Here is a 23,912-nt window from a genome sequence, read left to right on the forward strand (position 1 = left end):
CAGCCGGAAGCACCGGTCCAGGGCGGCGAACACACTCGGAGCCGTCCTATCACGCAGGGCGATGACGATCCGGTAGCGGGACCAGGCCAGCCAGGCCACGAACAGCACCGTCTTGGCCCCGTCGATCGCCGGCCCATCGCCGAAGTCGTACTGCAGCCATGCGCCCGGCTCGGTGATCCAGGGCCGGTGCACCCGGCGCTTCCCGGCCCGCCAGGCGGCCTTCACCTCGGCCACCGCCCGCCGGGTGGAGCGCTCAGAGCCGGTGTAGCCCATTGCGGTGAGCTTGGCGTGCACGACATCGGCGCGGATCCTGCCCGTGGAGGCCTCGACCCATTCCTCGATCTTGGGCAGCCAGACATCGGTGACCTTCGGGCGGCTGGCTCCGGATCCAGGGGTCTGGCCGGCGTCGCGGGCCCGCACCAGCCGGGCCACGGTGTGATGGGAGCAACCGGCCAGCTCGGCGGCGCCCCGCAATGACTTGGTCAGGTCATAGGCACTGAGTATTTTCATGGTTTCTGCGGCATCCTTCATTCAGGGCCTCTTCCTCGCTGGATTCGATTCGACACCGATATCCAACCCGGGGAGGAGGCCCCCGCCGGCTCACGACGCGGCGGGCAACGAGCAACGCGGGCAAACCAGATGGCCAGCACCGGGCAGTTCCCGTGGCCATCACTGGGCAGTCCTCATGGCCGTCAGCGGGTCATTCCCTGGCCACCTATGGGCAGCTTTTCATGGCCGCTTACAGAGCCCGTGGCCGCGTCCGCACGGGCACCTGCCACGCACTGTCGACAGCTCCTCGGTCAGGAAGAAAGGGCTGGCCGGTGGTTGCGGCGATGGGCCTCATCATCACCATCGGTGCATCGGTGCATCGGTGCATCGGTGCAGCGGAGTACGGCTTGGCTCTGCACCGGTGCCCACCATGTTGACCGTGACGCCGTGGCCTGCATCCGGGCCGTCGTCCATCTCGGGGCCCAGGGGTGGCGGATGGCCACCCTGCCGGGACAGCCCCCGCCGCCAGGACACACCGTCGGGCACGGGCCCGCGGCACCTGGGAGTCCGGAACCGGGCACGTGGCCGTCAGCAGGGGCCGGGCACGTCCCAGGCTGGCGGGAAACGCTGGGCAGGCCCACGGGGGTGGCCCGGGACCGGCGGGCCTGAACCCTTCGCCGTCCATGCGGGCCGATGCGCGCCGCGGCGTCGGGGCTGCTCAGGGCAGCGCGTCCTCGAGGTCACCCTGGGAACGTCGAAGGGCCCCACGCACCATGGTGCGTGGGGCCCTTCGTCAGGGAATCAGCCGCTCGGGATCAGCGATCCAGGTGAGGGGCGTGCGAGCCGTGCTCGAGCTCGACGGGGTGCTCCTCGTGGCCGTGCTGGCCGTGGGTGCGGGCCTCCACCAGCTCCTCGCGGGAGACCGGGGCGACGCGATCCTGGTAGAACATGCGGTTCAGGCCGGCACGGGCCTTCTCCAGCATGCCCACCTTGCCGTTGCGGCCGGGGATGGCCGGCACCGGGCGACGATCCTCGAAGGACACCAGGCGGTACAGCTCGTAGTCGGTGAGCTGACGGTGCCGCTCGTGGAAGCCGCCCTCGGGGGACATCTCGATGACACCGGCCTCGTGGCCGTGGAGCACGAGCTCACGGTCCTTGCGCTGCAGGGAGAGGCAGATGCGGCGGGTGACGATGAAGGCGATCACCGGGCCGAGGAAGAACAGCGCGCGCAGCACGTACAGCACGTCGTTCAGGGAGAGGCGGAAGTGGGTGGCGATGAGGTCCGAGGACGCGGCCGCCCACATGACGCAGTACCAGACGACGGCGGCCACGCCGATGCCCGTGCGGGCCGGGGCGTTGCGCGGACGGTCGAGCAGGTGGTGCTCAGTGTTGTCCTTGGTGATCCACCGCTCGATCCAGGGCCAGGTGCACATGCCGACGAGCAGGACGCCGACCGGGATCAGCGGCACGAGCACGCCCATGGGCAGGGACACCGAGGAGCCCCACGGCATCGGGATGTTCCAGAGGAAGGAGTAGTCGCCGATCATGCCCGGCATGAGGCGCAGGGCGCCGTCGAACACGCCGATGTACCAGTCGGGCTGGGTGCCGGCCTGCACCGGGGACGGATCGTACGGGCCGTAGTTCCAGTTGGCGTTGATCGTCACCGTGGAGGCGATGAGCGCGAGCACACCGAACACGATGAAGAAGAAGCCGCCGGCCTTGGCCGCGTACACGGGGCCCACCGGGTAGCCGACCACGTTGTCCTCGGTGCGGCCCGGGCCCGGGTACTGGGTGTGCTTGTGCACGACGACCATGAACAGGTGGATGCCGATCAGCAGCAGGATGGCGGCCGGCACGATCATGATGTGCAGGGCGTACAGGCGGCCGATGACCGAGTGGCCGGGGAACTCGCCGCCGAAGAAGAAGGCGGAGAGGTACGTGCCCACCAGCGGCAGCGACTTCAGGATGCCGTCGATGATGCGCAGGCCGTTGCCGGAGAGCACCTCGTCGGGCAGGGAGTAGCCGGTGAAGCCGGCGGCCCAGCCGGCCATCAGCAGGAAGCAGCCGACCAGCCAGTTCAGCTCACGCGGGCGACGGAACGCGCCGGTGAAGAACACGCGCAGCATGTGGACGGACATGGCCGCCACGAACATCAGCGCCGCCCAGTGGTGCAGCTGGCGCATGAACAGGCCGCCGCGCACGTCGAACGAGATGTCCAGGGTCGAGGCGTAGGCCGCGGACATCTCGATGCCGCGCAGCGGGGCGTAGGCCCCGTCGTAGACGACCTCCGACATGGAGGGGTCGAAGAAGAGGGTGAGGAACGCGCCGGACAGCAGCAGGATGACGAAGCTGTACAGGGCGACCTCGCCGAACATGAACGTCCAGTGGTCCGGGAAGATCTTGCGGCCGAAGAACTTCACGATCGGCGACATGCCCATGCGGGTGTCGACGAAGTTGGCGATGCGGCCGGTCGTGGTCGCCGGCTGGAACTCATTCACGGTGGTGCTCATAGGTGTCAGCCACGCTCCCAGTAGACAGGCCCGACGGGCTCATGGAAATCGCTCTGGGCCACGAGGTAGCCCTCGTCGTCCACGGTGATCGGCAGCTGCGGCAGCGCGTGGCTGGCCGGGCCGAAGATGACCTTGCACTCCTGCGTCAGGTCGAAGGTCGACTGGTGGCAGGGGCAGAGCAGGTGGTGGGTGTGCTGCTCGTACAGGGCGATCGGGCAGCCCACGTGCGTGCAGACCTTGGAGTAGGCGAAGATCCCGTCCACGTTCCAGTCCTCGCGACCCGGGGTGATCTTCACCTTGGCCGGGTCGAGGCGCATGAGCAGGACGACGGCCTTGGCCTTCTGGTTGAGCTTGTCAGGGCCCAGGTCGTTCAGGCCGTCGGGGATGACGTGCACGGCGGAGCCGAGCGTGACGTCCGAGGCCTTGATGGGGGAGCCGGTGGGGTCGCGCACGAGGCGCACGCCCTCGGCCCACATGGTGTGGCGCAGACGCTCAGGGCCGAAGTTGTGAGCCTCCTGGTCCGAGAAATTGTCCGAGTCGTCCAGATCGCGGAACACGGCGATGAACGGCAGGGGGGCCAGCAGGGCGGCGCCGATCAGGGTGTTGCGCAGCAGGGGGCGGCGCTTGATCTGCGACTCGTCCAGGATCTCGGAGATCATCCCGGTGGCGGCCACGCGGTCGTCCTCCGAGCGGATCTCGTGACGGTCCTCCACGGTCTCGTGGTCCGGCATCAGGGTCTTGGCCCAGTGCACCACGCCGATGCCGATGCCGAACATGGCGAGGGCGGTGCCCAGGCCGAGCAGCAGGTTCTGCAGGTAGATCTTGCTGAACGCCTCACCGTTGCCGATCTGCCCCACACCGAAGTAGCCGATGAAGAAGAGCACCGTGCCCACGATGGAGATGAGGAACATGACCGAGACCTGACGCTCGGCGCGCTTCGCGGCCTTCGGATCCTCATCGGCCAGGCGCGGACGGTGCGGAGGCAGGCCCGGGTTGTCGATCGCGTACCGGGGCGCGTCCTCGCCGGCGTGCTCGAGGGAACCCGAGCGGTGCTCGGTCCCTTCAAAGCCTTTCTCGCCCATATGTCCTGTTTCCTTTACTCGAGTGATGAATGTCGATGACGGGTGGTCGGCGCGCCTGCGCCGATGGGATCAGGAGGATCGGCTGGTGAGCCAGACCATGAAGCCGATGATCAGCGCCAGGCCCGCGGTCCAGATGAACAGGCCCTCGGAGACGGGGCCGAGCGAGCCGAGGGTGAGGCCGCCGGGGGAGCCCTGGTTCTCGATGGTCTTGAGGTAGGCGATGATGTCGCGCTTGTCCTCGGGCTTGATGTTCGAGTCGGAGAACACCGGCATGTTCTGCGGGCCGGTCTCCATGGCCTCGTAGATGTGCTTCTCGTCCACGCCCTGCAGAGACGGGGCGTACTTGCCGCGGGTGAGCGCACCGCCGGCCGCAGCCGCGTTGTGGCACATGGCGCAGTTGATGCGGAACAGGTCGCCGCCACGGGTGATGTCCACGTCCTCGTGGTTCACATCCAGGTACTCGTCCTCTGGGATGGCCGGGCCGGCGCCGAGGGAGGCGACGTAGGCGGCGAGCTGCGCCGTCTGCTCGTCGTTGAACTGGTTCGGCTTGACCTGGGCCTGCGGGCCGTTCATCTGCATCGGCATGCGGCCGGTGCCCACCTGGAAGTCGACGGAGGCGGCGCCGACACCGATCAGGGACGGACCGGAGGGACCCCCCGCGGCACCCGTGCCGTGGCACGAGGCGCAGTTCGCGTTGAAGAGCTTCTCGCCCTCGGAGATGTCATCAGCCGAGGCGGCCGCGGTGACCTGCGTGGCCGCCTGCGCCTGGTTCACGGTGCTCGCGACGGAGTACAGTCCGCCGGTCACCAGGAGTCCCAGCAGGAGGAGCGCCAGCCCCATCAGGGGATGGCGTCGGTTCTGCGAAAGTGCCTTCACGGGGGTTTCCTATCGTTCTCTTCCCGGGCGGGCCGCTCATGCTGCCGGCCCGGGCCTGAAGTCGGTGCGGGGAGTGGGGGTCGTCTTACTTCAGGAAGTAGACGATGAAGAACAGGGCGATCCAGACGACGTCCACGAAGTGCCAGTAGTAGGACACGACGATCGCCGACGTCGCCTCGTGGTGGCCGAAGCGGCGGGCCATGTAGGCGCGGCCGATGATGAAGAGGAACGCGATCAGGCCGCCGGTCACGTGGATGGCGTGGAAGCCGGTGGTGATGTAGAACGCCGAGCCGTACGCGTTCGCCGCGACGGTCACACCCTCGGAGACGAGAACCGCGTACTCGTAGGACTGCACCGCCACGAAGATCGAGCCCATGATGAAGGTCAGGATGAACCACTCGACCATGCCCCACTTCCCGAACTGCAGGAAGCCGCCGGTGCGGCGGGGCTGAAGGCGCTCGGCGGCGAGGACGCCGAACTGGGCGGTGACGGAGGAGAGCACCAGGATCGTCGTGTTCACCGCGGCGAGCGGGACGTTGAGGATCGCGGTGTGCTCGGCCCAGAGCTCCGGAGACGTGGAGCGCAGGGTGAAGTACATGGCGAAGAGCCCACCGAAGAACATGAGCTCGCTGGCAAGCCACACCATGGTCCCGACCTGCACCATGTTCGGCCGGCTCGGGAGCCCCGTGGTGGGCTGATGGAGAGTGGGGTTAGCTGTGGTCACCCAGCCATTATGGCCCCAAACACCGCCCGGGCGGTAAATCGAACCTACCGTGTCGCAGGACAGGTCGTCAGCACCGTCGGGGGGTTTCAGTGACAGTCGGGGGCTGGCGTCCAGGGGATGTTCAGGTTCGCGGTGCGCGGCGCATGACACGACGCGGTGCCGGGTGCGGCCGGGCCGCTAGGCTCAGTGCGTGAGCACCCCCGAGAACACCGCAGCAGTCCTTGGGACCTCCTGGCCGGAGGTCTTCCGCGCCCTCACCGTCGGTGAGGACCTCAGCGACGACGTCGCCGCGTGGGCCATGGGGGAGATGATGGCCGGCGACGCCACCGAGGGGCAGGTGGGCGGATTCCTCCTCGCCCTGGCCGCCAAGGGGGTGACGGTGCCGGAGCTGCGCGGCCTGACCGAGGCGATGGTCCAGGCGGCGAACCCGGTGCACGTGCCGGGGGAGACCCTCGACGTCGTGGGCACGGGCGGCGACCGCCTGGGGACCGTGAACCTCTCCACGATGTCCTCGCTCGTGGCCGCAGGTGCGGGCGCGCGGATCGTCAAGCACGGGAACCGCGGCGCCTCGTCCACCGCCGGCGCGGCCGACGTGATCGAGGCCCTCGGCGTGGACCTGTCCATGCCGGCCCGGAAGGCCGAGGAGTGCGCCGAGGCCGTGGGCATCACGTTCCTCTTCGCCCAGAACTACCACCCGTCCATGAAGTATGTGGCCCCGGTGCGCAAGCAGCTCGGCGTGCCCACCGTGTTCAACTTCCTCGGCCCCCTGAGCAATCCGGCCCAGGTCACCGCCCAGGCCCTGGGCTGCTCGAGTGAGGCCATGGTCCCGCTGCTCGCCCAGGTGCTCGCGGACCGAGGGGTGCGCGGCTTCGTCTTCCGCGGGGCGGACGGCCGGGACAAGATCACGACGTCGGGGCCGTCGACCGTCATGGAGGTCCGGGACGGTGTGAGCACCCACGAGCTCGACCCCCGCGAGCTGGGCATCGACCTGGCCCCCGTTCAGGCCCTGGCCGGGCGGGACGGCGCCTACAACGCGACCCTCGTCCGCGCTCTGCTGGCGGGGGAGAAGGGTCCGATCCGCGACGCCGTCCTCCTCAACGCGGCCGCGGGCCTGACGGCCTGGGACCGCGACGCGGACGCGCCGCTGATGGAGCGACTGGCGGCCAACATGACGCGGGCCGCCGAGTCGATCGACTCCGGCGCCGCGCGTGACGTCCTGGACCGCTGGGTCGCCTTCTCCCGGTCCTGATGGTGCGACGACGAACCCTCACCGGCGAGGTGGGGCCCGTCGTCGAGAAGACGCTCAGGAGTCGAAGCCGAGCGCCCATCCCTCGCCGAGGTCCTCGGACGAGTAGGTCCGGAAGGCCAGCATGGTCTCGGTGTCCTGGATCCCGTCGACCTTGGAGAGGTGGTCGGCGATCACGTCGGCGAGGTCCTCGTAGCGGCGCACCTTGACCATCGCCACCAGGTCCCACGCGCCGGTCACGGAGTAGACCGACCCGACCCCCTCGAGGGCGGCGAGGGTCTCGGCGGTCTCCGGGATGCTGGATTTGTCGGTCTTGATCAAGACGATGGCGGTGACCACGGGCGGTCCTCATTTCCTCGATGCTGTGGGTCCGGTGTCCCCGACGATCCTAGCTGCGCGCCGGGCCCTCACCTCCGGGTGCGGCGCACCAGCCAGGCGGTCACGGCCCGGCGGCCCAGGAGCAGGACGCCCAGCACCCCGAGCGCCACGAGCACGAAGGACACGGGTGCGCCACCGAGGCCGAAGGCCACGCGTAGGACCATCCCGACGGCGACGGTCCCCAGCCACACGATCACGCCGTGGGGCCACACGCGGGCCCAGGTCCGGTGTCCGGCGGTCAGCCCGGTCATGACCAGGAGACCCGCGAGGAACGGCGCCGCCGTGACCAGCAGCCCCAGCGGCCCGCGCTCTGTCGCGTGCTGCCCCTGGCCCAGAGCCACGAAGAGGAGGGTGAGGAGGAGGTCGACGGCAAGTGCCGGCTGGGCGCCGCGCGGGTCACGGTGCTCGGCGGGCACGGCACGACGGGCGGTGGGGGAGGACGTCATGCATCCAGTCTGGCCCACCGCAAGGTCGAGGCGGCGCGTCCAGCCACAGGTGACTCGGTGGACGGGGCCTATGACAAGATGCCAATGTTGTCAGAGGTAGGCTCACTGCATGGTGTCCGTGCATCTGGTGCCCATCCGACCGACCGCCGCCACCGCTGACGACGCGCGGCGTCTGGCAGCCGCGCTGCTCGACGATCCTCGCCCGGACGCGGCTGTGACCGCGGCGGCGTGGCTTCTCGACGAATCCGGCCCGGGCACCGATGCGGCGTCGCACGACGGCGAGCTGGCCGTCGTCGTCGACGGCATGGCGGCCGCGGTCGGCTTGGCGCTGTGGGCCGTGCGGACCGGGTCCTGGGCGGTGCTGTTGGATCCCGAGGATGCCCTCGACAAGGATTCATCATTGTCGTACCTGACAACAGCCGAGCGGCGGCGGGCCCGGCGGGCACCGGGCCGACTCGTGCTGCCGGGCGGAGGTCGCGCGGACCGCGCCTCGGATGCCGGCCGAGAGGCTGATCTGCGCTGTGCGGAGGCCACCCTGCAGCTGGTCGCCGCGGTGGAACGGCGCCGGTCCGCTGATCAGCACGCGGCGGGACGGCTGGTCGAAGCCGGCGCCAGTCAGCGAGAGGCGGCGGCCGAACTCGGGATCAGCCAGCAGGCCGTCCATTCCCGGTTGCGACACGGGCTCTGGCACGAGAGCCGGACGGCGGTGGCGGCTGTCCTGCCGTTGCTGGAGCGGCTGTCCGCAGACCCGGGGGAGTGAACCCCGGCACGCGGTGTCGGTGCCGCCCGGCGCGGCCACCTGGGCCAGTTCACGACGCGGCGCGTGCCGTGTAGGCGGCCTCCGAAGGGGAGGCGAAGAACAGGCTAGTTGACATAATGTACATTATCGGCGCACTGCGGAACGGTGGACAGGGCGCCCTCCGCGGCGGGTCTCGCGCGTAGCCTGGACCCATGACGATCATGACCGACCAGCGCGACCGCCCCCTGCACGCGACGATCGCCGTCGTCCTGGCCATCGCCACGGCGGGCTACCTGGCTCCATGGGCCGTCGCCGCCGTCCGTGGCCGTTCCAACGTGTGGGCGGTGTTCTGGGTGAACCTGCTCACCGGGTGGACCGTCCTCGGCTGGTGCATCGCGCTGTACATGTCGCTCACCAGCCATCGCCGGCTGCGGTCCTGGGGTCCGCGCGGCCTCTGACCGCGCGGACCGCCCCTCAGGTAAGACGCGCGACGACGGCCCGCACACCGTCTCCCTCGGCGATGAGGCACCGCGGGCCGTCGACGTCCGCCTCGCCCGTCTCCGACAGCTCGACCGGCACCTCGAGCTCCCCCGTCGCATCGGCGCCGATCACGCGGAGGGTGAGATCCGGGGCGCGCGTCTCGAGGTAGGTCCCGGACTCGTCATGCATCTCGAGCCGGGCCTGCGGGATCTCGCCGCGCACGGCGGCCGCGAGGATACGGCGCGCGTCCGGGTCGGTGGCGGCGTCCACGACCCAGCGGTGTCCCAGGACGGAGTGCTCCACCTCGGCCACGACGTCCCCCTCGGCGGGTGCGTCGCCTCGGTAGGCGAACGCAGTCTGGTAGAGCCGGTCCCCCACGCGCACGAGCATCGACTCGACGCCGATCTCGCCGGTGGGATCGTCGAACCGGTACGAGCCGACCTTCTCGGCGGTCACGTCCTCGGGCAGTCCGTGCGCCACGAGGCGGCGGCGGATCCATTCGGGCTTGTCCGGGTCCAGGCGTGCGGTGTAGATGAGAGCCATGCCCCGACCGTAGCCCCGACGTCGTCCGCCCGGGAGGGCCCGCCGGCCGGCGGCGCGGCTCAGCCCTGCACGGCCCGCACGGCGTGGTCCATGGCCCGGTAGGCGTCGAGCTCGCGGGCTTCGGCCGCCCCGCCGATCAGGCGCACCGCCTCCGGCGCGTAGCCCGCGGCCACGAGGTCCTCGACGAGATCCGTCTCGGACACCTGCCCGGCGCACACGACGACGTCCGTCACGTCCAGGGTCAGCGCCACGCGGGCCTCGGGGTCCTCCGGCGACGGCGCGGTCACGCGCAGACCGTCGGGGCCGACGCCCTCGTAGGTCACACCGGAGTGCAGCTGGACCCCGTGCTGCCGCAGCTCGGCGCGGTGCACCCAGCCGGTGGTGGGGCGCAGTCGGGCGCCGATCGGTCCGGGGCTGCGCTGGAGCAGGTGGACCTCGCGTCCCGGGTGGGCCGCGGCTGGCTTCGCCAGCTGGCCCGGCGTCTCCGAGGTCAGGGCCACGCCCCAGCGGGCCCGCCAGTGCTCCTGTGTCTCGGGTGTCCCGTCCGGCCGTTCCGTGCCGGCCGCCAGGGCCTCGGCGACATCCACGCCCACGCCGCCGGCGCCGATCACCGCGACGCGCGGGCCGACGTCGACATGTCCCAGGACCACGTCGTCGTACGCGTGGACGGCGGGCGCGCCCGGCTCCCCCGCCCCGGGCAGAGCGACGGGCCGCGGCCGCACGCCGGTGGTGAGGAGCACCTCGTCGTAGCCCGGCCGCCCATCGTCCGTGAGGAGTGTCTGTGCGGACACCTCCTCCCCGGTCACGAGCGTCACCCCGGATGCCGCCGCGCGGGCCGCCAGGTGCTCCAGCGCGGGACCGAACTCCTCCTTGCCGGGGATGCGCCGGGCGAGCCGGAACTGCCCGCCGGGCTCGGCGTGCCGGTCGAACAGGGTGACCTCGTGCCCGAACCGGGCCGCACGCTCCGCGGCCGTGAGGCCCGCCGGCCCGGCACCGACCACGGCGATCCGGCGCCGGCGGCCCAGGGCCACCGGGACGGGCGCGGCGTACTCCGGCTCCGTCTCCCGCCCGGCGCGGGGGTTCATCAGGCACGAGACCTTGGCCCCGGTGAACACGTGGTCGAGGCAGGCCTGGTTGCAGGCGATGCACGGGGTCAGGGTCCGAGCGCGCGGGTCGCTGATCGCGGCCATCCACTCGGGGTCCGCCAGCAGGGGCCGGGCCAGCCCGACGAGCGCGGCGGCCCCGGACGTCAGCGCCTCCTCCGCCTCGGCGGGGGTGGTCAGCCGGTTGGAGGCGATCACGGGGATGTCGACGGCGGCGGTCAGGTCAGCCGAGGCGGCGAGGAACGCGGCGCGCGGCACGGAGGTCACGATGGTCGGCACACGCGACTCGTGCCACCCGATGCCGGTCATCAGGACGTCCGCTCCGGCGGCCTCGAAGGCCCGGGCGGTGTCCGCGATCTCCGCGCGCGTCTGCCCGTCGGGGACCAGGTCCGCTGCCGAGGTGCGCACCGAGAGCACGCCGCGCTCCCCCAGCGCCTCGCGCACGGCCGCGACCACCGCCACCGGGAACCGGCGTCGGCGCTCGGCGTCACCCCCGTACTCGTCCGCGCGTCGGTTCGTCGCCGGGGCGAGGAACTGGTTGAGGAGGTAGCCCTCCGAGGCCATGATCTCCACGCCGTCGTATCCGGCCTCCAGGGCCAACGTGGCCGCGCGTGCGAACGCGTTCACGGTCCGCTCGATGTCCGCGGCCGTCATCTCCCGGGGCGTGTGCCGCGAGATCGGCGCTCGCACCGCGGAGGCCGAGACCAGGTCGGGGCTGGGGGCGTAGCGTCCCGCGTGCAGCAGCTGGGCGAGGATCCTGCCCCCGGCGGCGTGGACGGCGTCCGTGACGACGCGATGGGCGCGCGCGTCCTCCTCGCTGGCGAGCATCCCCCCGCCCAGCGTCACCGTGCCCTCCGGGACCACACCCAGGCCGCCGGTGACGATGAGCCCGACGCCGCCGCGTGCCCGCTCCGCGTAGAACGCCGCCAGCTGCGGCAGGTCGTCGTGCCGATCCTCCAGTCCCATGTGCATCGAGGCCATGACCACCCGGTTGGGCAGCCGGAGGGGGCCCAGAGTGATCGGCTGGAGCAGGGGCGAGACCGCGACGGGTGAAGATGTCATGCAGCTCACATTACCGGGCGGTAGCCCCCTCCTTCCAGGACCGCCTGGGGACACGCTGTGTCCAACGCCACTGCGTAGGGCAGGATGGGGATCACATGTCGACGCGCGGCAGACCCGTCCGCGCACCCGACACGGAGGGGAGCGCACGCATGGAGTGGATCGAGGCGAACGCGGGCTGGCTGTGGCTGGTGCTGGCCGCCGGCCTGGCCGGCGTCGAGCTGCTGACCCTCGACCTCGTCTTCCTGATGATCGCCGCCGGGGCCGGCGCGGCGGGAGTGGTCGCGCTCGTGGGCGGCCCGCTGGCGCTCCAGCTCGCGGCGTTCGCCGCCGTCGCCCTGCTGATGCTCGCCGCCGTGCGCCCCGTCGCCCTGCGCCACCTGCGCAAGGACACCGGCGCCGGCGCCTCCTACCTGGACACGCTCCCGGGGCGCCGCGTCGCGGCCCAGGGCGCGATCACCGGCGACGCCGGCACGCTCGCCGTCGACGGCGACACCTGGTCCGCCCGCGTCGAGCCCGGGGCGCCCGACGTCGCCCCCGGCGACGAGGTGACCGTCCTGCGCATCGACGGGGCCACCCTGGTGGTCCGCCCGCTCCCCCGCATCGACTGGGAGGCGGACGGCGCCTGAACCGCCCCACGTCCTTGTTCCGACCGCACCGACCGCACCGACAGCACCGACCCCAGAAGAAGGGACCCCGATGGAAACCCTCATCGTCCTCGTCGTCCTCGCCGTCCTCGCGGCGGTGATCGTGGCCTCCTCGGTCAAGATCATCCCGCAGGCGCGGACGGCCAACATCGAACGCCTCGGCAAGTACAACCGCACGGCCGGCGCCGGGCTGACCCTGATCATCCCGTTCGTGGACCGCATGCTCCCGATGGTGGACATGCGCGAGCAGGTCGTCTCCTTCCCGCCCCAGCCGGTGATCACCGAGGACAACCTCGTCGTCTCCATCGACACGGTCGTCTACTTCCAGGTCACGGACGCCAAGGCCGCGACCTATGAGATCGCCAACTACATCCACGCGGTGGAGCAGCTCACCACCACCACCCTGCGCAACGTCGTGGGCGGCATGAACCTCGAGGAGGCGCTGACCTCTCGCGACTCCATCAACTCCCAGCTGCGCGGCGTGCTGGACGACGCCACCACGCGCTGGGGCCTGCGGGTCTCGCGGGTGGAGCTCAAGGCCATCGACCCGCCCATGTCCATCCAGGACTCGATGGAGAAGCAGATGCGCGCCGAGCGCGACCGCCGCGCCGCCATCCTCACCGCCGAGGGCACGAAGCAGGCCGCCATCCTCACGGCCGAGGGCGAGCGCCAGTCCCAGATCCTCTCCGCCGAGGGCGAGGCTCAGGCACGCGTGCTGCGCGCCAACGCCGAGGCCGAGGCGATCGAGGTGGTCTTCGACGCCATCCACTCCGGCGGCGCCGACTCCGAGGTCCTGGCCTACCAGTACCTGCAGTCCCTGCCCAAGATCGCCGACGGCCAGGCCACCACCATGTTCGTGGTCCCCGCCGAGCTCACCCGCGCCCTGCAGGGCCTCGGTGAGGCGTTCGCCCCCGGCGACGGCGACCGCCCCACCCCGGAGCGCGCACCCCGGCGTCGGGACTCCGGGGACCGCGCGGGCGAGCCGGGCGCCGAGCACGTCGGCGTCACCCCGGAGCGCGCGCGTCGGCCGCGTGGGTCCCGCCCCACCACCGCGGACGCCCTGCGCGCCAGCGGCGTCATGGACGCGATGACCGCCGGCGCGGTGACGGCGGAGGACATGCCGCAGACCTCGCTCGACGAGGCCCTGGCCACGCCGCAGGAGATTGAGCCCGACCCGTCGGCCGGCCGCACCCCCGGCACCCGCCCGGCCGGCGAGGCCGACGGGAATGCTGTGGGACACTGAATGGTTCCATCAGTGAGGACGACCCGCCGCGCCTCGATCGGCCCGCGCCCCCGCGCGGGCCTCGGCGCGGCCTGACGAGGAGGAAACGTGAGCGATCGCAGCCTGCGGGGCATGCGCCTGGGCGCGCAGTCCCTGGAGTCCGAGGCCGGCGTCGAGCCCGCCGCCCGGCAGCGGGTGGAGTACCGCACGGAGGACGGCGAGCAGGTGTTCGTGACCTTCTCCGTGGAGGCGGACGTGCCGGCCACCTGGACCTCGAAGACCGGCAAGGAGGCGTTCCTCGTCAGCGGCGAGAAGCCGGCTGAGACCGAGGGCAAGCCCGTGCGCACCCACTGGGACATGCTGCGCGAGCGCCGCAGCCTCGAGGAGCTGGAGGAGACCTACAAGATCCAGCTCAACAAGCTGCGCGCCAGCCGCGGCGAGGACGTCGACGCCTGACCCGCCGCTCCCCCATGCATGACGGGGCCGGATCCGCCATGGATCCGGCCCCGTCGTCGTTCGGGGGCTGTGCGCCTCAGAGGCCGAGGCGGGCGCGCAGGCCCTCCCAGCGCGCGGCCAGGCCCCACCGGGTCACGTTGACCACGGCCTCGCCGATGATGCCGCCGCTCATCTTGGACTCGCCGAGCTCACGCTCCACGAACGTGATCGGGACCTCGACGATCCGCTTGCCGAGGCGGGCCGTGCGGAAGGTCATGTCCACCTGGAACCCGTAGCCCTTGGACTCGATCGCGTCCAGGTCGATCGCACGGAGCGTGTCGGCCCGGTAGGCGCGGTAGCCCGCCGTGATGTCCGTCAGGTCGAGGCCGAGCATGATCTGCGGGTACAGGGACCCGGCCCACGAGATCATCTTGCGGGAGGTCGGCCAGTTCACCATCTTGCCGCCCGGCACGCGGCGCGAGCCGATCACCAGGTCCGCGGTGCGGACGGCCTCCAGCAGGCGCGGCAGCTGCTCGGGCTGGTGCGAGCCGTCCGCGTCCATCTCGACCAGGACGTCGTAGCCGCGCTCCAGGCCCCAGCGGAACCCGGCGATGTAGGCGCCGCCCAGGCCGTCCTTGGTGGTGCGGTGCAGCACGTGCACGGAGGGGTCCTCGGCGGCGCGGGCGTCGGCCCAGTCGCCGGTGCCGTCCGGGGAGGCGTCGTCCACCACGAGAACGTCGGACTCCGGGACGGAGTCACGGAGCCGGCCGAGGGTCAGCGGCAGCGACTCGATCTCGTTGTACGTGGGGATGATGGTCAGCACGCGCATGTGCGGTTCTCGCCTTCCGGCCGGGGTCGTTGGGGCGGCCCGCCGGTCGGACGGGCCATCGCATCCGTTCGAGTATAGGAAGCGGAGGTCTCAGGCCGGCGTCGCGCCATCGCGCGCGTCGCGGGCCACGTCCTCCGCGGCGATCCGGCCGTCCACCCAGGTGGCCCGCCAGCGGGGCAGGGCGGTCTCGGCGTCGAGGGCCGGCAGCAGCGGCGTGCCGGCCCGGGTGTCCGTGCTCCACGCCGCCACCCGGCCGTCCGGCGACTGCACGGCCACCGCGTCCGCGTCCCAGACGCCGAACACGGCCGGGGCCGACACGCTCAGGCGCGGGGCGACGGACAGGCCTGCCGCCGGAGCGTCGGGCAGCGCGCGCAGCGGGGTGCGGGTCGCGGCGGCGAAGGCGGAGCGGGCGGAGATGCGCTCGTCCGGGTCGGGGTGGGACAGCGCCGACCGGACGGCGGCCCACGGGTCCCCGGCCGGGCCGGCGCCCAGGCACACGGAGACGGCGTCGGCCAGCAGGCTCGCCACCGGGGCGTGCAGCACGCCGTCCGCGTCGGGGACGACGGTGGCGCTGACCCCGGCGGCGGCCAGGAAGGCGCGGTCCACGGCGGTGACGGAGTGGGTGACCACGAGCCGATGGCGCACGCGGCCCAGGGCGGCGGTGCCGAGTTCCTCCGCGACCGAGCGCAGGGCGGTCAGGGCCACGTCCTGGGCGGCAGGCCCGGCGTCCGCACCGCCGTCGGGGACGAGGTAGGCCTGCTCCCCCGCCTGGGTCGAGGCCGTCAGGAGACCGGCGAGCGTGGCGGGGTCGGTGTCGGCCCCGACGGGCAGCCACACCCCGGCCGCCTCGGCGTCCACGCGGTCCGCGTGCCGGTAGACGACCGTCTGGACGTCCTCGTCGGCGGGCGCGGCGCCCGTGTCCTCGGGCCCGGCCAGGACCGTCACGACGGCGGTGCCGCGGCTCAGCGCGTCACGCGCGTCCGCGGGCCGCGCCAGCGGCTCGACGAACACGGGCACGACGACGGCGCCGTCGAGGTCCCGCCGTTCGTCACCCGGATCGGCCACGCGGTCCGCGGAGTCGTCCGCGCCGAGCCAGGCGATCATCCCGTCCCGGACCAGCAGCGCCTGTGCGTACGGGTCCGTCGTCGAGTGGATGATGCCGCGGGTCAACAGGTGTGCGCTCACCCGCCCACCCTAGCCCGTGTCAGTCCTCGTCCGTGCGGGGCGCCGAGGCCGCCGGCAGCGAGGTGGCCACGACGCCGCGGGAGACGAGGTCCGCGGCCCGGCGGCAGGCCCGGCTGCGACGGGCGTCCCCGGGGACGTTGGCCAGCTGGTCCAGCACGTCGATGACCTGCCGCGCCCAGCGGACGAAGTCGCCCGCGGCGAGGTCCGCGCCCTCGAGGGTGCGGCGCAGGGTGGCCCCCCGCACCCAGCGATGCATGGGCGCCACCAGGCCGGGGTCCGTCCGGGGCGTGGGCTCGAGCCGTGCCTGGGCCTCGTCCGTGCGCAGGCGCTCCTCGATGCGCTCGGCGGCCTCCGCGACCCGTCCGAGCCGGGGGGTCGGCATCGGGACCAGTCCGGGCTCGGTCTCCCCCTTGCCCTGGTACACGAGCAGCGCGGCGACGGCGGCCCACTCCTCCGGCGTCAGGCCGTCCGTGGCCGGATCCTGCAGCACCAGCGAGGTGAACAGGTCCCGCTCGCCGTAGATCCGGCGCAGGGCCTCGCCGCGCTCCGTGAGCGCCGCACGGGGCGAGGACGCGTCCTCCTGGACGTAGCCGTAGGCGCGCAGCAGAGCGACCACGCGGTCGAACGTGCGGGCGATGGTGTTGGTGCGGCCCGCGATGCGCTCCCGCAGGACGGAGACCTCCCGCCGCATGGCCCACCAGCGGTCGCCCCAGCGGGCGTGCTCCTCGCGGTCCTGGCAGCCGTGGCACGGGTGGCGGCGCAGCGCCCGGCGCAGCTCCTCGACCCGGGGCGCGGCCGGGTCCTCCCGGAGGCGGAAGCCCGCCGTGCGGCGGCCTCCGGCGGGCGGGCGGCCCGTGCGCACGGCCTCGCGCATGAGCGCGGCGACGTCCTTGCGCTGCGCGGGCGTCTTCACCTGCACCACCTGGGGCAGGGCGGCGCCCGCCACCGGCTCGACCGGCCCGGCGACGTCGTCCACCGTGATGCGGCGCAGCTGCGCCTTGTCCGTGACGACGCCGACGCGCGGGTTCTGGGGGTTGCCGGCGGGGAACACGACGACGGCCCGTCCGAGCGAGCGGCCGGCGTCGAGCTCGACGACGTCCCCGACCGCGAGGTTCGCGAGCGAGTCCTTCACGGCTGCCAGGTGGGCTCGACGGCGTCCCTGCGAGCCGGACTTCTCCGCGGCAGCGAGCTCCTTGCGCAGGGTGAGGTATTCGGCGAAGTCGCCGAGGTGACACTGCATGGCCTCCTCGTACTTCTCGAGGCTGGCCTGCTTCGAGCGGACTTCGCGGGCCAGCCCCACCACGGAGCGGTCCGCCTGGAACTGGGCGAACGAGGACTCGAGGATGCCCCGCGCCCGCTCCGCGCCGACCTGCGCCAGCAGGTTCGCGGACATGTTGTAGGTGGGCCGGAACGAGGAGTGCAGCGGGTAGGTGCGGCGCGAGGCCAGGCCCGCGACGGCGGCCGGGTCCAGCCCGGGACGCCACATCACCACGGCGTGGCCCTCGACGTCGATGCCGCGGCGGCCCGCCCGGCCCGTCAGCTGGGTGTACTCCCCCGGCGTGATGTCGACGTGGTTCTCGCCGTTGAACTTGACCAGCTTCTCGATCACGACGGAGCGGGCCGGCATGTTGATGCCGAGGGCGAGGGTCTCCGTGGCGAACACGGCCTTGAGCGCGCCGGCGGCGAACAGGTCCTCGACGGCCTCCTTGAACGGGGGCAGCATGCCGGCGTGGTGGGCCGCGAAGCCCCGGGACAGGCCGTCCCGCCACGCCCAGAACCCGAGGATCTCCAGGTCCTCGACGGGCAGCAGACGCGCCGCCTCCTCGACCCGCTCGGCCACGAGCGCCTTCTCCCGCGCCGTGGTGAGGTCGAGCCCGGCCCGGAGGCACTGTTCCACGGCGGCGTCGCAGCCGGTCCGGGAGAAGATGAAGGTGATGCACGGCAGCAGCCCGTCGCGGTCGAGGGCCCGGATCATCTCCGGGCGCGACGTGGACAGCCGCGGTCCGCGCCGCTGGCCGCCGTCGTGACCGCCCGGCCGACCGGAGACCGGCCGCTCCCGGTCCAGCGCGGAGGAGCCGGTCCGGCCTCGGCCGCCGTCGCGACCCGTGCGCCGACCGCCCCTGGCCCGCCCCTTCGGGACGCCCCCGCGCCCGTCGCGGTGCTGCTGCCGCCCGGGGCGCCCCCAGTCGGCGCGCTGGAACCGGCGCTCGGCCTCCTCCCCCAGGCGCTTGAGCTCGGGGTTGAGCAGGGCCTCCCCGTCCCGGTCCGCGGTGTCCTCGAAGGCGATGTCCTCGGCGAACAGGTCGTAGAGCCGGCCCCCGGCCATGACGTGCTGCCACAGCGGCACCGGCCGGTGTTCGGAGACGATCACGGTGGTGGCGCCCCGGACCGTGTCGAGCCAGGCGCCGAACTCCTCGGCGTTGGACACCGTGGCGGACAGGGAGATCAGCTGCACGTGCTCGGGCAGGTGGATGATGACCTCCTCCCACACCGGGCCCCGGAACCGGTCGGCGAGGTAGTGGACCTCGTCCATGACGACGAAGCCGAGGTCGATGAGGGTGTCCGACTGCGCGTACAGCATGTTGCGCAGCACCTCGGTGGTCATCACGACGACGGGCGCGTCCGGATTGATGGAGGTGTCCCCCGTGAGCAGGCCGACGTTCTCCGCGCCGTGCACGCGGGCGAGGTCCGCGTGCTTCTGGTTGCTGAGGGCCTTGATGGGGGTGGTGTAGAACGCCTTCGTGCCGCGGGCCAGGGCCAGATGGACGGCGAACTCGCCGACCACTGTCTTTCCGGCGCCGGTGGGCGCCGCGACGAGGACGCCGTGGCCGTCCTCGACCTCGGCGCACGCGCGGCGTTGGAAGTCGTCGAGGGGGAAGCCCACGCGTGCGGCGAACCGGCCGAGCTCGGAGCCGGCGTGGTGCCGGGCCGCCCGGGCACGGGCGTAGCGCTCCGCCGGGCTCAGCTCGGGCTCGTCGTGCGGGGTCGCGGACGCGGGATGGTGGGCCATGGCCCCACCCTACTGGCGGGTCCGGACACCGTCGTGCTCGTGCGTCCGGGCGCGAGGGCTGCGGCGGGCGCCGCTCAGATCTGATCGAGCGGCTTCGGGCCTGCGGCGAGCTCCGCCTCGACGTCCATCTCGCGCTGGCCCTGCCGACGGTCGCGACGCCGGTCGCCCCACAGGCACAGGACGATGGCCACGCCGAAGAGGACGACGAGCGGGATCGCCATGTAGAACATGGAGATGGCGTCCGCACCGGGGGCGGCGATCGCGGCGATCAGCATGATCACGAAGACGGTGATGCGCCAGTGGTGGACGATCGTGCGGCCCGGCAGGATGCCGAGCATGTTCAGTCCCACCAGCAGCACCGGCAGCACCATGGCCACGCCGAACGCGAGGTAGAGACGCGTGACGAAGCTGATGTACACCGACGCCGTCGGGAGGTTCGCGCCGCCCTCGGGAGTGAAGCCCACGAAGAACTGGACGGCCTGCGGCATCACGAGCCACCCCAGCGCGATGCCGAAGATGAACAGGGGCACGGCCGCGGCGATGAAGCCCAGGGCGTACTTCTTCTCGGCCTTCTTCAGACCCGGCACGATGAATGCCCAGATCTGGTAGAGCCAGACCGGGCTGGACAGGATGAGCCCGATGAACAGGCTGACCTTGAGCATGAGGTCGAACGGCGAGGCCACCGTGTCATAGGCGACGGCCGCCGTGTGTCCCTGGCTGGCGATCTCCTTGACCGGGCGGAACAGCTCCGCCATGACCGGCTGGTAGACGAGGAAGCCGACCACCATGCCGACCGCGACGGCGAGTCCCGACTTCAGCAGTCGGTTGCGCAGCTCCGTGAGGTGCTCGCGCAGCGGCATCTCGCCGGTGGGGTTGTCCCGCCGCTTCCGGCGGCGCCGGGTGCGGCGGGCGACCTCGTCGACCTCGGTCATCGGGTGGGGGTCCTTCCGGCTCAGCGCGGGTCGCGCGGGTCGGTCTCGTCACGCTCGACGACGCGGCCCTCGACCGGCTCGTCCGCGGCGGTGGAGCCGGCGCCGGAGCGCTCGTCCGTGGTGCCCTTGCCCTCGGTGCGCATCTGCTTCACCTCGGAGGAGAAGATGCGCATCGACTGGCCGAGGTTGCGGGCCATCGCGGGCAGCTTCGGCGCCGCGAAGAGCAGGATCGCGAGCAGGATGATGATGACGAGCTGCCAGCCCTGGAGTCCAGCCATGATGAGGGGTCCTTTCGATGGGGTTCCGGGGTCAAGGCTACCGCGCCGGCAGGGCCGCGAGGGCATCGCCCAGCGCGTCCGCCACGGACGTCCGGAGGTCGGCGGGGGCCAGCACCTGGACGGCTCCGCCGTGGCGTCCGACCAGCGCGGCGGCCACGCCGGCGTCGGTCAGATGCACCCGGGTGAGCCGGTCGCCGTCGGGCAGGTCGGCCTGGGCGTCCGGGCGGTAGCCGGCGGCCGCGTCGCGGACGGGATGGGCCCAGCGCAGCAGCACGGGCACCCCCGCGGCGTCGTCGGGGTGGACCCGCCAGCGTGCGGGCCGGGCCCGGGGCGCGAACGTCTCCCCCGTGGGTGCGGGCGCGCTGATCCGGTCCACCCGGAACACCCGGTGGTCCTCGGCGCGACGACACCACGCCTGCAGGTAGAGGCGCGCCCCGTCCTGCACCAGGGCCAGCGGCTCCACGTCCCGCTCGGTGAGGGCGTCGGCATGCACGGAGCGGTAGGTCAGGTGGACGACGGTCCGCTCCGCCACGGCGGCCAGCAGGGTGCGCACCGTCGCGGGGTCCACGGCCACGTCCCAGTGGGCGGCGACGGCGACCGGGGGCTCGCCGGCGGTGTGCGCCTCGGCCTCCCGGAGCGCGGCGTCGTCCGCGTCGTCCGCGTCGTCCGCGTCCGGGGCCCCCGCGTCCAGGACCGCGGCGCGGATCCGGCGCTGAGCGGAGCGGGCGGCCTCGCGGTCGGCCTCGTCCAGCACCGGCAGGTCCGCGACCGTCTGCAGGGCGGCGACGAGGCTGTGCGCCTCGGGGCGCGTCAGCCGCACGGGACCGGCCAGGTCGGCGGCGCGCTCCACGTGGACGCGGCCGGCCACCTCCGCCACCTCGAACTGGAAGCCGGGGAAGTCGCGCTCGGGCATGCCGCAGTAGCGCAGCGTCTCGAGGTCGGCGTCGAGGCGTTCGTCGGTGATCCCGAGACGCGCGCGCAGCTCCGCCCGGTCCACCCCGCCGGCCCGGTTGGCCAGCCCCACGATGTCCAGCAGGCGGCCCACGAGGTCCTCGCTCGAGTCGCGGGCGCGACGTCGGACGGGCGCGGCGAGCGCCACCTCGAGCAGGGCCGGGTCGGCGGGGCCGGCGTGGGCGGCCACCGCGGCGGCCAGGCCCGCGCGGACGCGGTCCGTCAGGTCCGGGTGCGCGGCCGAGGGCACGGCGAGGCCCAGCAGGCCGCCGATCTCCGCGGCGAGGCCGTCCTCGCGCGGTCCGGCCGGGGCCTCCCAGAGCTCCCAGCCGGGTCCCGGTGCGGCGCCGTCCTCGGCGCGGGGCTCGGCGGGCTCACCGACCGCGCGGACGCCCTGACCCCGGCCGGGCGCGAGCCACACCCGGACCCGCTCGGCGTCGGCCTGCCCGGCCAGGCGCGCCACGAGGCCGGCGTGGTCGTGGTCCTCGGGACGGCCGGGGGCGTCCGTCGCCCGCTCGAGGCGGCGCGGCTCCCCCTCCATCCGGGTGAGCCGGAAGCTGCGCTCGGCGCCGCGGTCGAGGTCCCAGCCGGTGAGGTACCAGCGGCCGCGCACGAGGGTGAGGAACCAGGCCCGCACGGTGCGCCGGGTGGCCCGCCCCCGCGCGTCGCGGTAGGGGAAGCGCAGCACGGCCTCGTCGGCCACGGCCTGGGTGAGGGCCTCGAGCCGGGGGTCGGCCCGGGGCATGAGGGTGTGGTACCCGGCCAGCTCGTCGTCGCCCGTGAGGTCGGTGGCCGGCTGGAACAGCAGGCCCACGGCGCGGACGACGTCGGCGCGCAGCGGCGAGTCGCCCCACAGGCGCCGCGCCCGCACGAGGGCGCGGCGCTCGTCCACGGTCAGGTCGAGGTCGCGCAGCAGCAGCGCGTCGCGGACGACGCGGTGCCGCACCCCCGCCTCGTCCTCGTCGAAGCCGGCGGGTTCGAGGGTCTCCAGCGGGACCCCCACGGCGCGCAGCACGCGGCGGTCCCGCTGGAAGAGCTTCTCGAAGGCGGCGTCCGTGAGCCCCTCGTAGCCGACGACCTGCCGTCGGATCCGGTCACGCTCGAGGCCGTGCGGTGCCGAGAGCAGCAGCCACAGCAGCGAGATGATGCGCTCGGCGGCCTCGTCGCCGGCGCGCCGCGGGGCGGGTGGGGTCACGGGGCCCGGGGTCAGTCGACCGAGACGAGGTCGCAGACGAAGATGAGCGTCTCGTTCGGCCCGATCGCGGAGCCGGCGCCGCGGGCGCCGTAGCCCAGGTGCGGCGGGATCTCGAGGCGGCGGCGGCCGCCGACCTTCATGCCGAGCAGGCCCTGGTCCCAGCCGGCGATGACCTGGCCGACGCCGACGGTCAGGGGCAGCGGGGTGCCGCGGTTCCACGAGGCGTCGAACTCCTCGCCGGTGGACCAGGCCACGCCCACGTAGTGGACCTGCACGCGGGAGCCGGCCTCGACGGCCGGGCCGGAGCCCTCGATCAGGTCCTCCACCACGAGCTCGGTGGGCGGGGTCTCGCCCGGGAAGTCGATCTCGGGCTTGGTGCGGTCGTAGTCGCGCTGTCCGAAGGACACGGTGCTCTCCTCTTGGGTTCTCGTGGACGGGGTCAGTTCGCCGACGGGGTGGCGGACACCTGGGCGTCCAGGATGTCCACGACGAACAGCAGGGGCTCGTTCTCGCCGATGGCCGGCGGGCTGCCCTGCTCACCGTAGGCCTTCTCGGCCGGGATCGACAGGAGGACGCGCGAGCCCACCTTCTGGCCGGCCAGACCCTCCTTCCAGCCCTCGATGACCTGGTTGAGGGAGAACGTGATGGCCTGGCCCGTCTCCCAGGACGAGTCGAAGACCTCGCCGTCGGACCACGTCACGCCCTCGTACTGCACGGTCACGGTGTCGTCCGCGCCGACCTCGCGGCCCTCGCCCTCGATCAGGGGCTGGACCACCAGCTCCTGGGGCGCCTCGCCGTCGGGCTTCGCGATGCTCGGCCGGCCGCTCTGCTCGTCCACGGTGACGTCGGGCAGGCGCTCGTCCCGCTCGGTCACCTCCTCGCCCTCGGCCTGCTTCGGCAGGATGGCGTCGATCTTGTAGACGAACAGCTGGGCGGGCTGCGTCTGGGTGGGGGGGGAGGCGCTCGGCGACGCGCTCTCGGTCTGCGGGACGGGGACGTCGTACTCGGGGCTGTACGCGGCGACGATCGTGCCGGCGCCGTTGCCCACCAGCATCTCGTGGATCTCCGGGTTCATGGACTTGAGCTGGTCGTCCACGGGCACGGCCTCCGGTTCGCCGCTGAAGTTCTCGGCGACCACCTCGCCGCTGGCCGGATCGACGACGGCGATCGACATCTTCAGGACGTCGCCCTCCTGCACCTGCTCCCCCTCGCCGGCGGTCAGCACGCGCGTGGTGGGCTGGTCGGTGTCGATCTCCCCGTCGATCTCGACCGTCGGCGCCCCGCTGTCGCCCTCCGTGAAGGTGACACCCGTCAGGGCGTCCGGCTCCCCCTGGCCCTCGCCGACGGCCGCCCGCTCGGGGGCGGCCGACGTGGAGGCCGACGCGGTGTCGCTGTGGGGCTGGTCCGCGCCGTCGTCGCCGGTGGCGCAGGCGGTGGCCAGCATCAGGCCCGCGGCGCCGAGGGACAGCAGCGGCAGCAGGCGGCGACGGCGGCGGGCCGTCGGGGGCTGGGGGGTCTGGAACGAACTCATGCGGGTCACCCTAACGGCGCGT

The 23,912-nt window shown here is 72.8% G+C and carries 22 protein-coding genes and 1 pseudogene; 6 read left to right on the plus strand and 17 right to left on the minus strand.

All coding sequences use genetic code 11. From position 1 onward, the window contains the following. The 5 genes and pseudogenes from G6R13_RS00005 to G6R13_RS00025 all read right to left on the minus strand — a co-directional run. Positions 1–531, minus strand: a pseudogene (locus tag G6R13_RS00005) (IS21 family transposase); the annotation flags it as partial. Between the two features lie 773 nt (positions 532–1,304). Then, the gene (locus G6R13_RS00010; protein ID WP_069941591.1) at positions 1,305–2,999 is read right to left on the minus strand and encodes a cytochrome bc complex cytochrome b subunit; all 1,695 of its coding nucleotides are present in this window, start codon (positions 2,997–2,999) and stop codon (positions 1,305–1,307) included. A 5-nt stretch (positions 3,000–3,004) separates the two neighbouring features. Then, positions 3,005–4,081 (minus strand): Rieske 2Fe-2S domain-containing protein, encoded by a 1,077-nt coding sequence (locus G6R13_RS00015; protein ID WP_069941590.1) that lies wholly within the window; start codon positions 4,079–4,081, stop codon positions 3,005–3,007. A gap of 69 nt (positions 4,082–4,150) precedes the next feature. Beyond that, the gene (locus tag G6R13_RS00020) at positions 4,151–4,957 is read right to left on the minus strand and encodes a cytochrome c (protein WP_095695739.1); all 807 of its coding nucleotides are present in this window, start codon (positions 4,955–4,957) and stop codon (positions 4,151–4,153) included. A gap of 85 nt (positions 4,958–5,042) precedes the next feature. After that, the gene (locus G6R13_RS00025; RefSeq protein ID WP_020625607.1) at positions 5,043–5,621 is read right to left on the minus strand and encodes a cytochrome c oxidase subunit 3; all 579 of its coding nucleotides are present in this window, start codon (positions 5,619–5,621) and stop codon (positions 5,043–5,045) included. Positions 5,622–5,871: 250 nt separating this feature from the next. Here G6R13_RS00025 and trpD point away from each other — a divergent pair, with 250 nt between their 5' ends. Next, entirely contained in the window at positions 5,872–6,930 is a 1,059-nt protein-coding gene (gene trpD, locus G6R13_RS00030; RefSeq protein WP_101962912.1) for an anthranilate phosphoribosyltransferase, read from the plus strand. Between the two features lie 54 nt (positions 6,931–6,984). Here the strand turns inward: trpD and G6R13_RS00035 are convergent, their stop codons facing one another. Both G6R13_RS00035 and G6R13_RS00040 read right to left on the minus strand, forming a co-directional pair. Beyond that, positions 6,985–7,266: an Lrp/AsnC ligand binding domain-containing protein gene (locus G6R13_RS00035; RefSeq protein WP_002854527.1), complete on the minus strand. Its 282-nt coding sequence runs from the start codon at positions 7,264–7,266 to the stop codon at positions 6,985–6,987. A gap of 68 nt (positions 7,267–7,334) precedes the next feature. Next, the gene (locus tag G6R13_RS00040) at positions 7,335–7,751 is read right to left on the minus strand and encodes a DUF3054 domain-containing protein (RefSeq protein WP_041103767.1); all 417 of its coding nucleotides are present in this window, start codon (positions 7,749–7,751) and stop codon (positions 7,335–7,337) included. Between the two features lie 109 nt (positions 7,752–7,860). On the opposite strand from G6R13_RS00040, the gene G6R13_RS00045 reads away from it, so the two are divergent. Together G6R13_RS00045 and G6R13_RS00050 are read left to right on the plus strand one after the other, a co-directional pair. Further along, positions 7,861–8,511: a hypothetical protein gene (locus tag G6R13_RS00045; protein ID WP_141842875.1), complete on the plus strand. Its 651-nt coding sequence runs from the start codon at positions 7,861–7,863 to the stop codon at positions 8,509–8,511. Between the two features lie 191 nt (positions 8,512–8,702). Further along, a complete protein-coding gene (locus tag G6R13_RS00050) occupies positions 8,703–8,948 on the plus strand; it encodes a superinfection immunity protein (RefSeq protein WP_002854519.1) in 246 nt (81 codons plus the stop codon). A gap of 16 nt (positions 8,949–8,964) precedes the next feature. Here G6R13_RS00050 and G6R13_RS00055 read toward each other — a convergent pair whose 3' ends face one another. Together G6R13_RS00055 and G6R13_RS00060 are read right to left on the minus strand one after the other, a co-directional pair. Beyond that, positions 8,965–9,513, minus strand: coding sequence for a hypothetical protein (locus G6R13_RS00055; protein WP_049147365.1), 549 nt, complete (start codon positions 9,511–9,513; stop codon positions 8,965–8,967). A gap of 59 nt (positions 9,514–9,572) precedes the next feature. Beyond that, a complete protein-coding gene (locus tag G6R13_RS00060) occupies positions 9,573–11,678 on the minus strand; it encodes an NADPH-dependent 2,4-dienoyl-CoA reductase (protein WP_049147364.1) in 2,106 nt (701 codons plus the stop codon). 149 nt (positions 11,679–11,827) lie between these two features. Between G6R13_RS00060 and G6R13_RS00065 the strand changes: the two genes are divergently transcribed. The 3 genes from G6R13_RS00065 to G6R13_RS00075 all read left to right on the plus strand — a co-directional run bounded on the left by G6R13_RS00065 (position 11,828) and on the right by G6R13_RS00075 (position 14,000). After that, entirely contained in the window at positions 11,828–12,304 is a 477-nt protein-coding gene (locus G6R13_RS00065) for an NfeD family protein (protein WP_061867282.1), read from the plus strand. A gap of 70 nt (positions 12,305–12,374) precedes the next feature. Continuing rightward, positions 12,375–13,565 carry an SPFH domain-containing protein gene (locus G6R13_RS00070; RefSeq protein WP_036315078.1) on the plus strand — a complete coding sequence of 397 codons (1,191 nt, stop codon included), beginning with the start codon at positions 12,375–12,377 and terminating at the stop codon, positions 13,563–13,565. Between the two features lie 87 nt (positions 13,566–13,652). Then, entirely contained in the window at positions 13,653–14,000 is a 348-nt protein-coding gene (locus G6R13_RS00075) for an RNA polymerase-binding protein RbpA (protein WP_012750883.1), read from the plus strand. 76 nt (positions 14,001–14,076) lie between these two features. Here the strand turns inward: G6R13_RS00075 and G6R13_RS00080 are convergent, their stop codons facing one another. The 8 genes from G6R13_RS00080 to G6R13_RS00115 all read right to left on the minus strand — a co-directional run bounded on the left by G6R13_RS00080 (position 14,077) and on the right by G6R13_RS00115 (position 23,890). Continuing rightward, on the minus strand, positions 14,077–14,808 hold the full coding sequence (locus tag G6R13_RS00080; protein WP_049147360.1) for a polyprenol monophosphomannose synthase: 732 nt from the start codon (positions 14,806–14,808) through the stop codon (positions 14,077–14,079). 90 nt (positions 14,809–14,898) lie between these two features. After that, a complete protein-coding gene (locus G6R13_RS00085; RefSeq protein WP_049147358.1) occupies positions 14,899–15,993 on the minus strand; it encodes a hypothetical protein in 1,095 nt (364 codons plus the stop codon). Positions 15,994–16,012: 19 nt separating this feature from the next. Then, entirely contained in the window at positions 16,013–19,003 is a 2,991-nt protein-coding gene (locus G6R13_RS00090) for a DEAD/DEAH box helicase (protein WP_159833167.1), read from the minus strand. 74 nt (positions 19,004–19,077) lie between these two features. Further along, positions 19,078–19,935 carry a twin-arginine translocase subunit TatC gene (gene tatC / locus G6R13_RS00095; RefSeq protein WP_061873143.1) on the minus strand — a complete coding sequence of 286 codons (858 nt, stop codon included), beginning with the start codon at positions 19,933–19,935 and terminating at the stop codon, positions 19,078–19,080. Positions 19,936–19,955: 20 nt separating this feature from the next. Next, the gene (locus G6R13_RS00100) at positions 19,956–20,213 is read right to left on the minus strand and encodes a twin-arginine translocase TatA/TatE family subunit (RefSeq protein ID WP_002855080.1); all 258 of its coding nucleotides are present in this window, start codon (positions 20,211–20,213) and stop codon (positions 19,956–19,958) included. Positions 20,214–20,250: 37 nt separating this feature from the next. Beyond that, positions 20,251–22,359 (minus strand): WYL domain-containing protein, encoded by a 2,109-nt coding sequence (locus tag G6R13_RS00105; RefSeq protein ID WP_134416993.1) that lies wholly within the window; start codon positions 22,357–22,359, stop codon positions 20,251–20,253. 11 nt (positions 22,360–22,370) lie between these two features. After that, on the minus strand, positions 22,371–22,766 hold the full coding sequence (locus G6R13_RS00110) for an FKBP-type peptidyl-prolyl cis-trans isomerase (RefSeq protein ID WP_010078659.1): 396 nt from the start codon (positions 22,764–22,766) through the stop codon (positions 22,371–22,373). Between the two features lie 32 nt (positions 22,767–22,798). Then, positions 22,799–23,890, minus strand: a complete 1,092-nt coding sequence (locus G6R13_RS00115; protein WP_159833165.1) for an FKBP-type peptidyl-prolyl cis-trans isomerase — start codon at positions 23,888–23,890, stop codon at positions 22,799–22,801. Positions 23,891–23,912: the final 22 nt, after the last annotated feature.

It is taken from the genome of Micrococcus sp. Alg238-R198 (assembly GCF_900537135.1).
GTDB lineage: Bacteria > Actinomycetota > Actinomycetes > Actinomycetales > Micrococcaceae > Micrococcus > Micrococcus luteus.

Excerpts from the sequence above, each read along its gene's own strand:
- G6R13_RS00025 (WP_020625607.1), bottom strand. The coding sequence starts at position 5,621 with ATGGTGCAGGTCGGGACCATGGTGTGGCTTGCCAGCGAGCTCATGTTC.
- G6R13_RS00115 (WP_159833165.1), bottom strand. The coding sequence starts at position 23,890 with ATGAGTTCGTTCCAGACCCCCCAGCCCCCGACGGCCCGCCGCCGTCGC.
- G6R13_RS00050 (WP_002854519.1), top strand. The coding sequence starts at position 8,703 with ATGACGATCATGACCGACCAGCGCGACCGCCCCCTGCACGCGACGATC.
- G6R13_RS00010 (WP_069941591.1), bottom strand. The coding sequence starts at position 2,999 with ATGAGCACCACCGTGAATGAGTTCCAGCCGGCGACCACGACCGGCCGC.
- G6R13_RS00045 (WP_141842875.1), top strand. The coding sequence starts at position 7,861 with ATGGTGTCCGTGCATCTGGTGCCCATCCGACCGACCGCCGCCACCGCT.
- G6R13_RS00055 (WP_049147365.1), bottom strand. The coding sequence starts at position 9,513 with ATGGCTCTCATCTACACCGCACGCCTGGACCCGGACAAGCCCGAATGG.
- G6R13_RS00090 (WP_159833167.1), bottom strand. The coding sequence starts at position 19,003 with ATGGCCCACCATCCCGCGTCCGCGACCCCGCACGACGAGCCCGAGCTG.
- G6R13_RS00080 (WP_049147360.1), bottom strand. The coding sequence starts at position 14,808 with ATGCGCGTGCTGACCATCATCCCCACGTACAACGAGATCGAGTCGCTG.
- G6R13_RS00065 (WP_061867282.1), top strand. The coding sequence starts at position 11,828 with ATGGAGTGGATCGAGGCGAACGCGGGCTGGCTGTGGCTGGTGCTGGCC.
- tatC (WP_061873143.1), bottom strand. The coding sequence starts at position 19,935 with ATGACCGAGGTCGACGAGGTCGCCCGCCGCACCCGGCGCCGCCGGAAG.
- G6R13_RS00040 (WP_041103767.1), bottom strand. The coding sequence starts at position 7,751 with ATGACGTCCTCCCCCACCGCCCGTCGTGCCGTGCCCGCCGAGCACCGT.
- G6R13_RS00015 (WP_069941590.1), bottom strand. The coding sequence starts at position 4,081 with ATGGGCGAGAAAGGCTTTGAAGGGACCGAGCACCGCTCGGGTTCCCTC.
- G6R13_RS00100 (WP_002855080.1), bottom strand. The coding sequence starts at position 20,213 with ATGGCTGGACTCCAGGGCTGGCAGCTCGTCATCATCATCCTGCTCGCG.
- G6R13_RS00070 (WP_036315078.1), top strand. The coding sequence starts at position 12,375 with ATGGAAACCCTCATCGTCCTCGTCGTCCTCGCCGTCCTCGCGGCGGTG.
- G6R13_RS00060 (WP_049147364.1), bottom strand. The coding sequence starts at position 11,678 with ATGACATCTTCACCCGTCGCGGTCTCGCCCCTGCTCCAGCCGATCACT.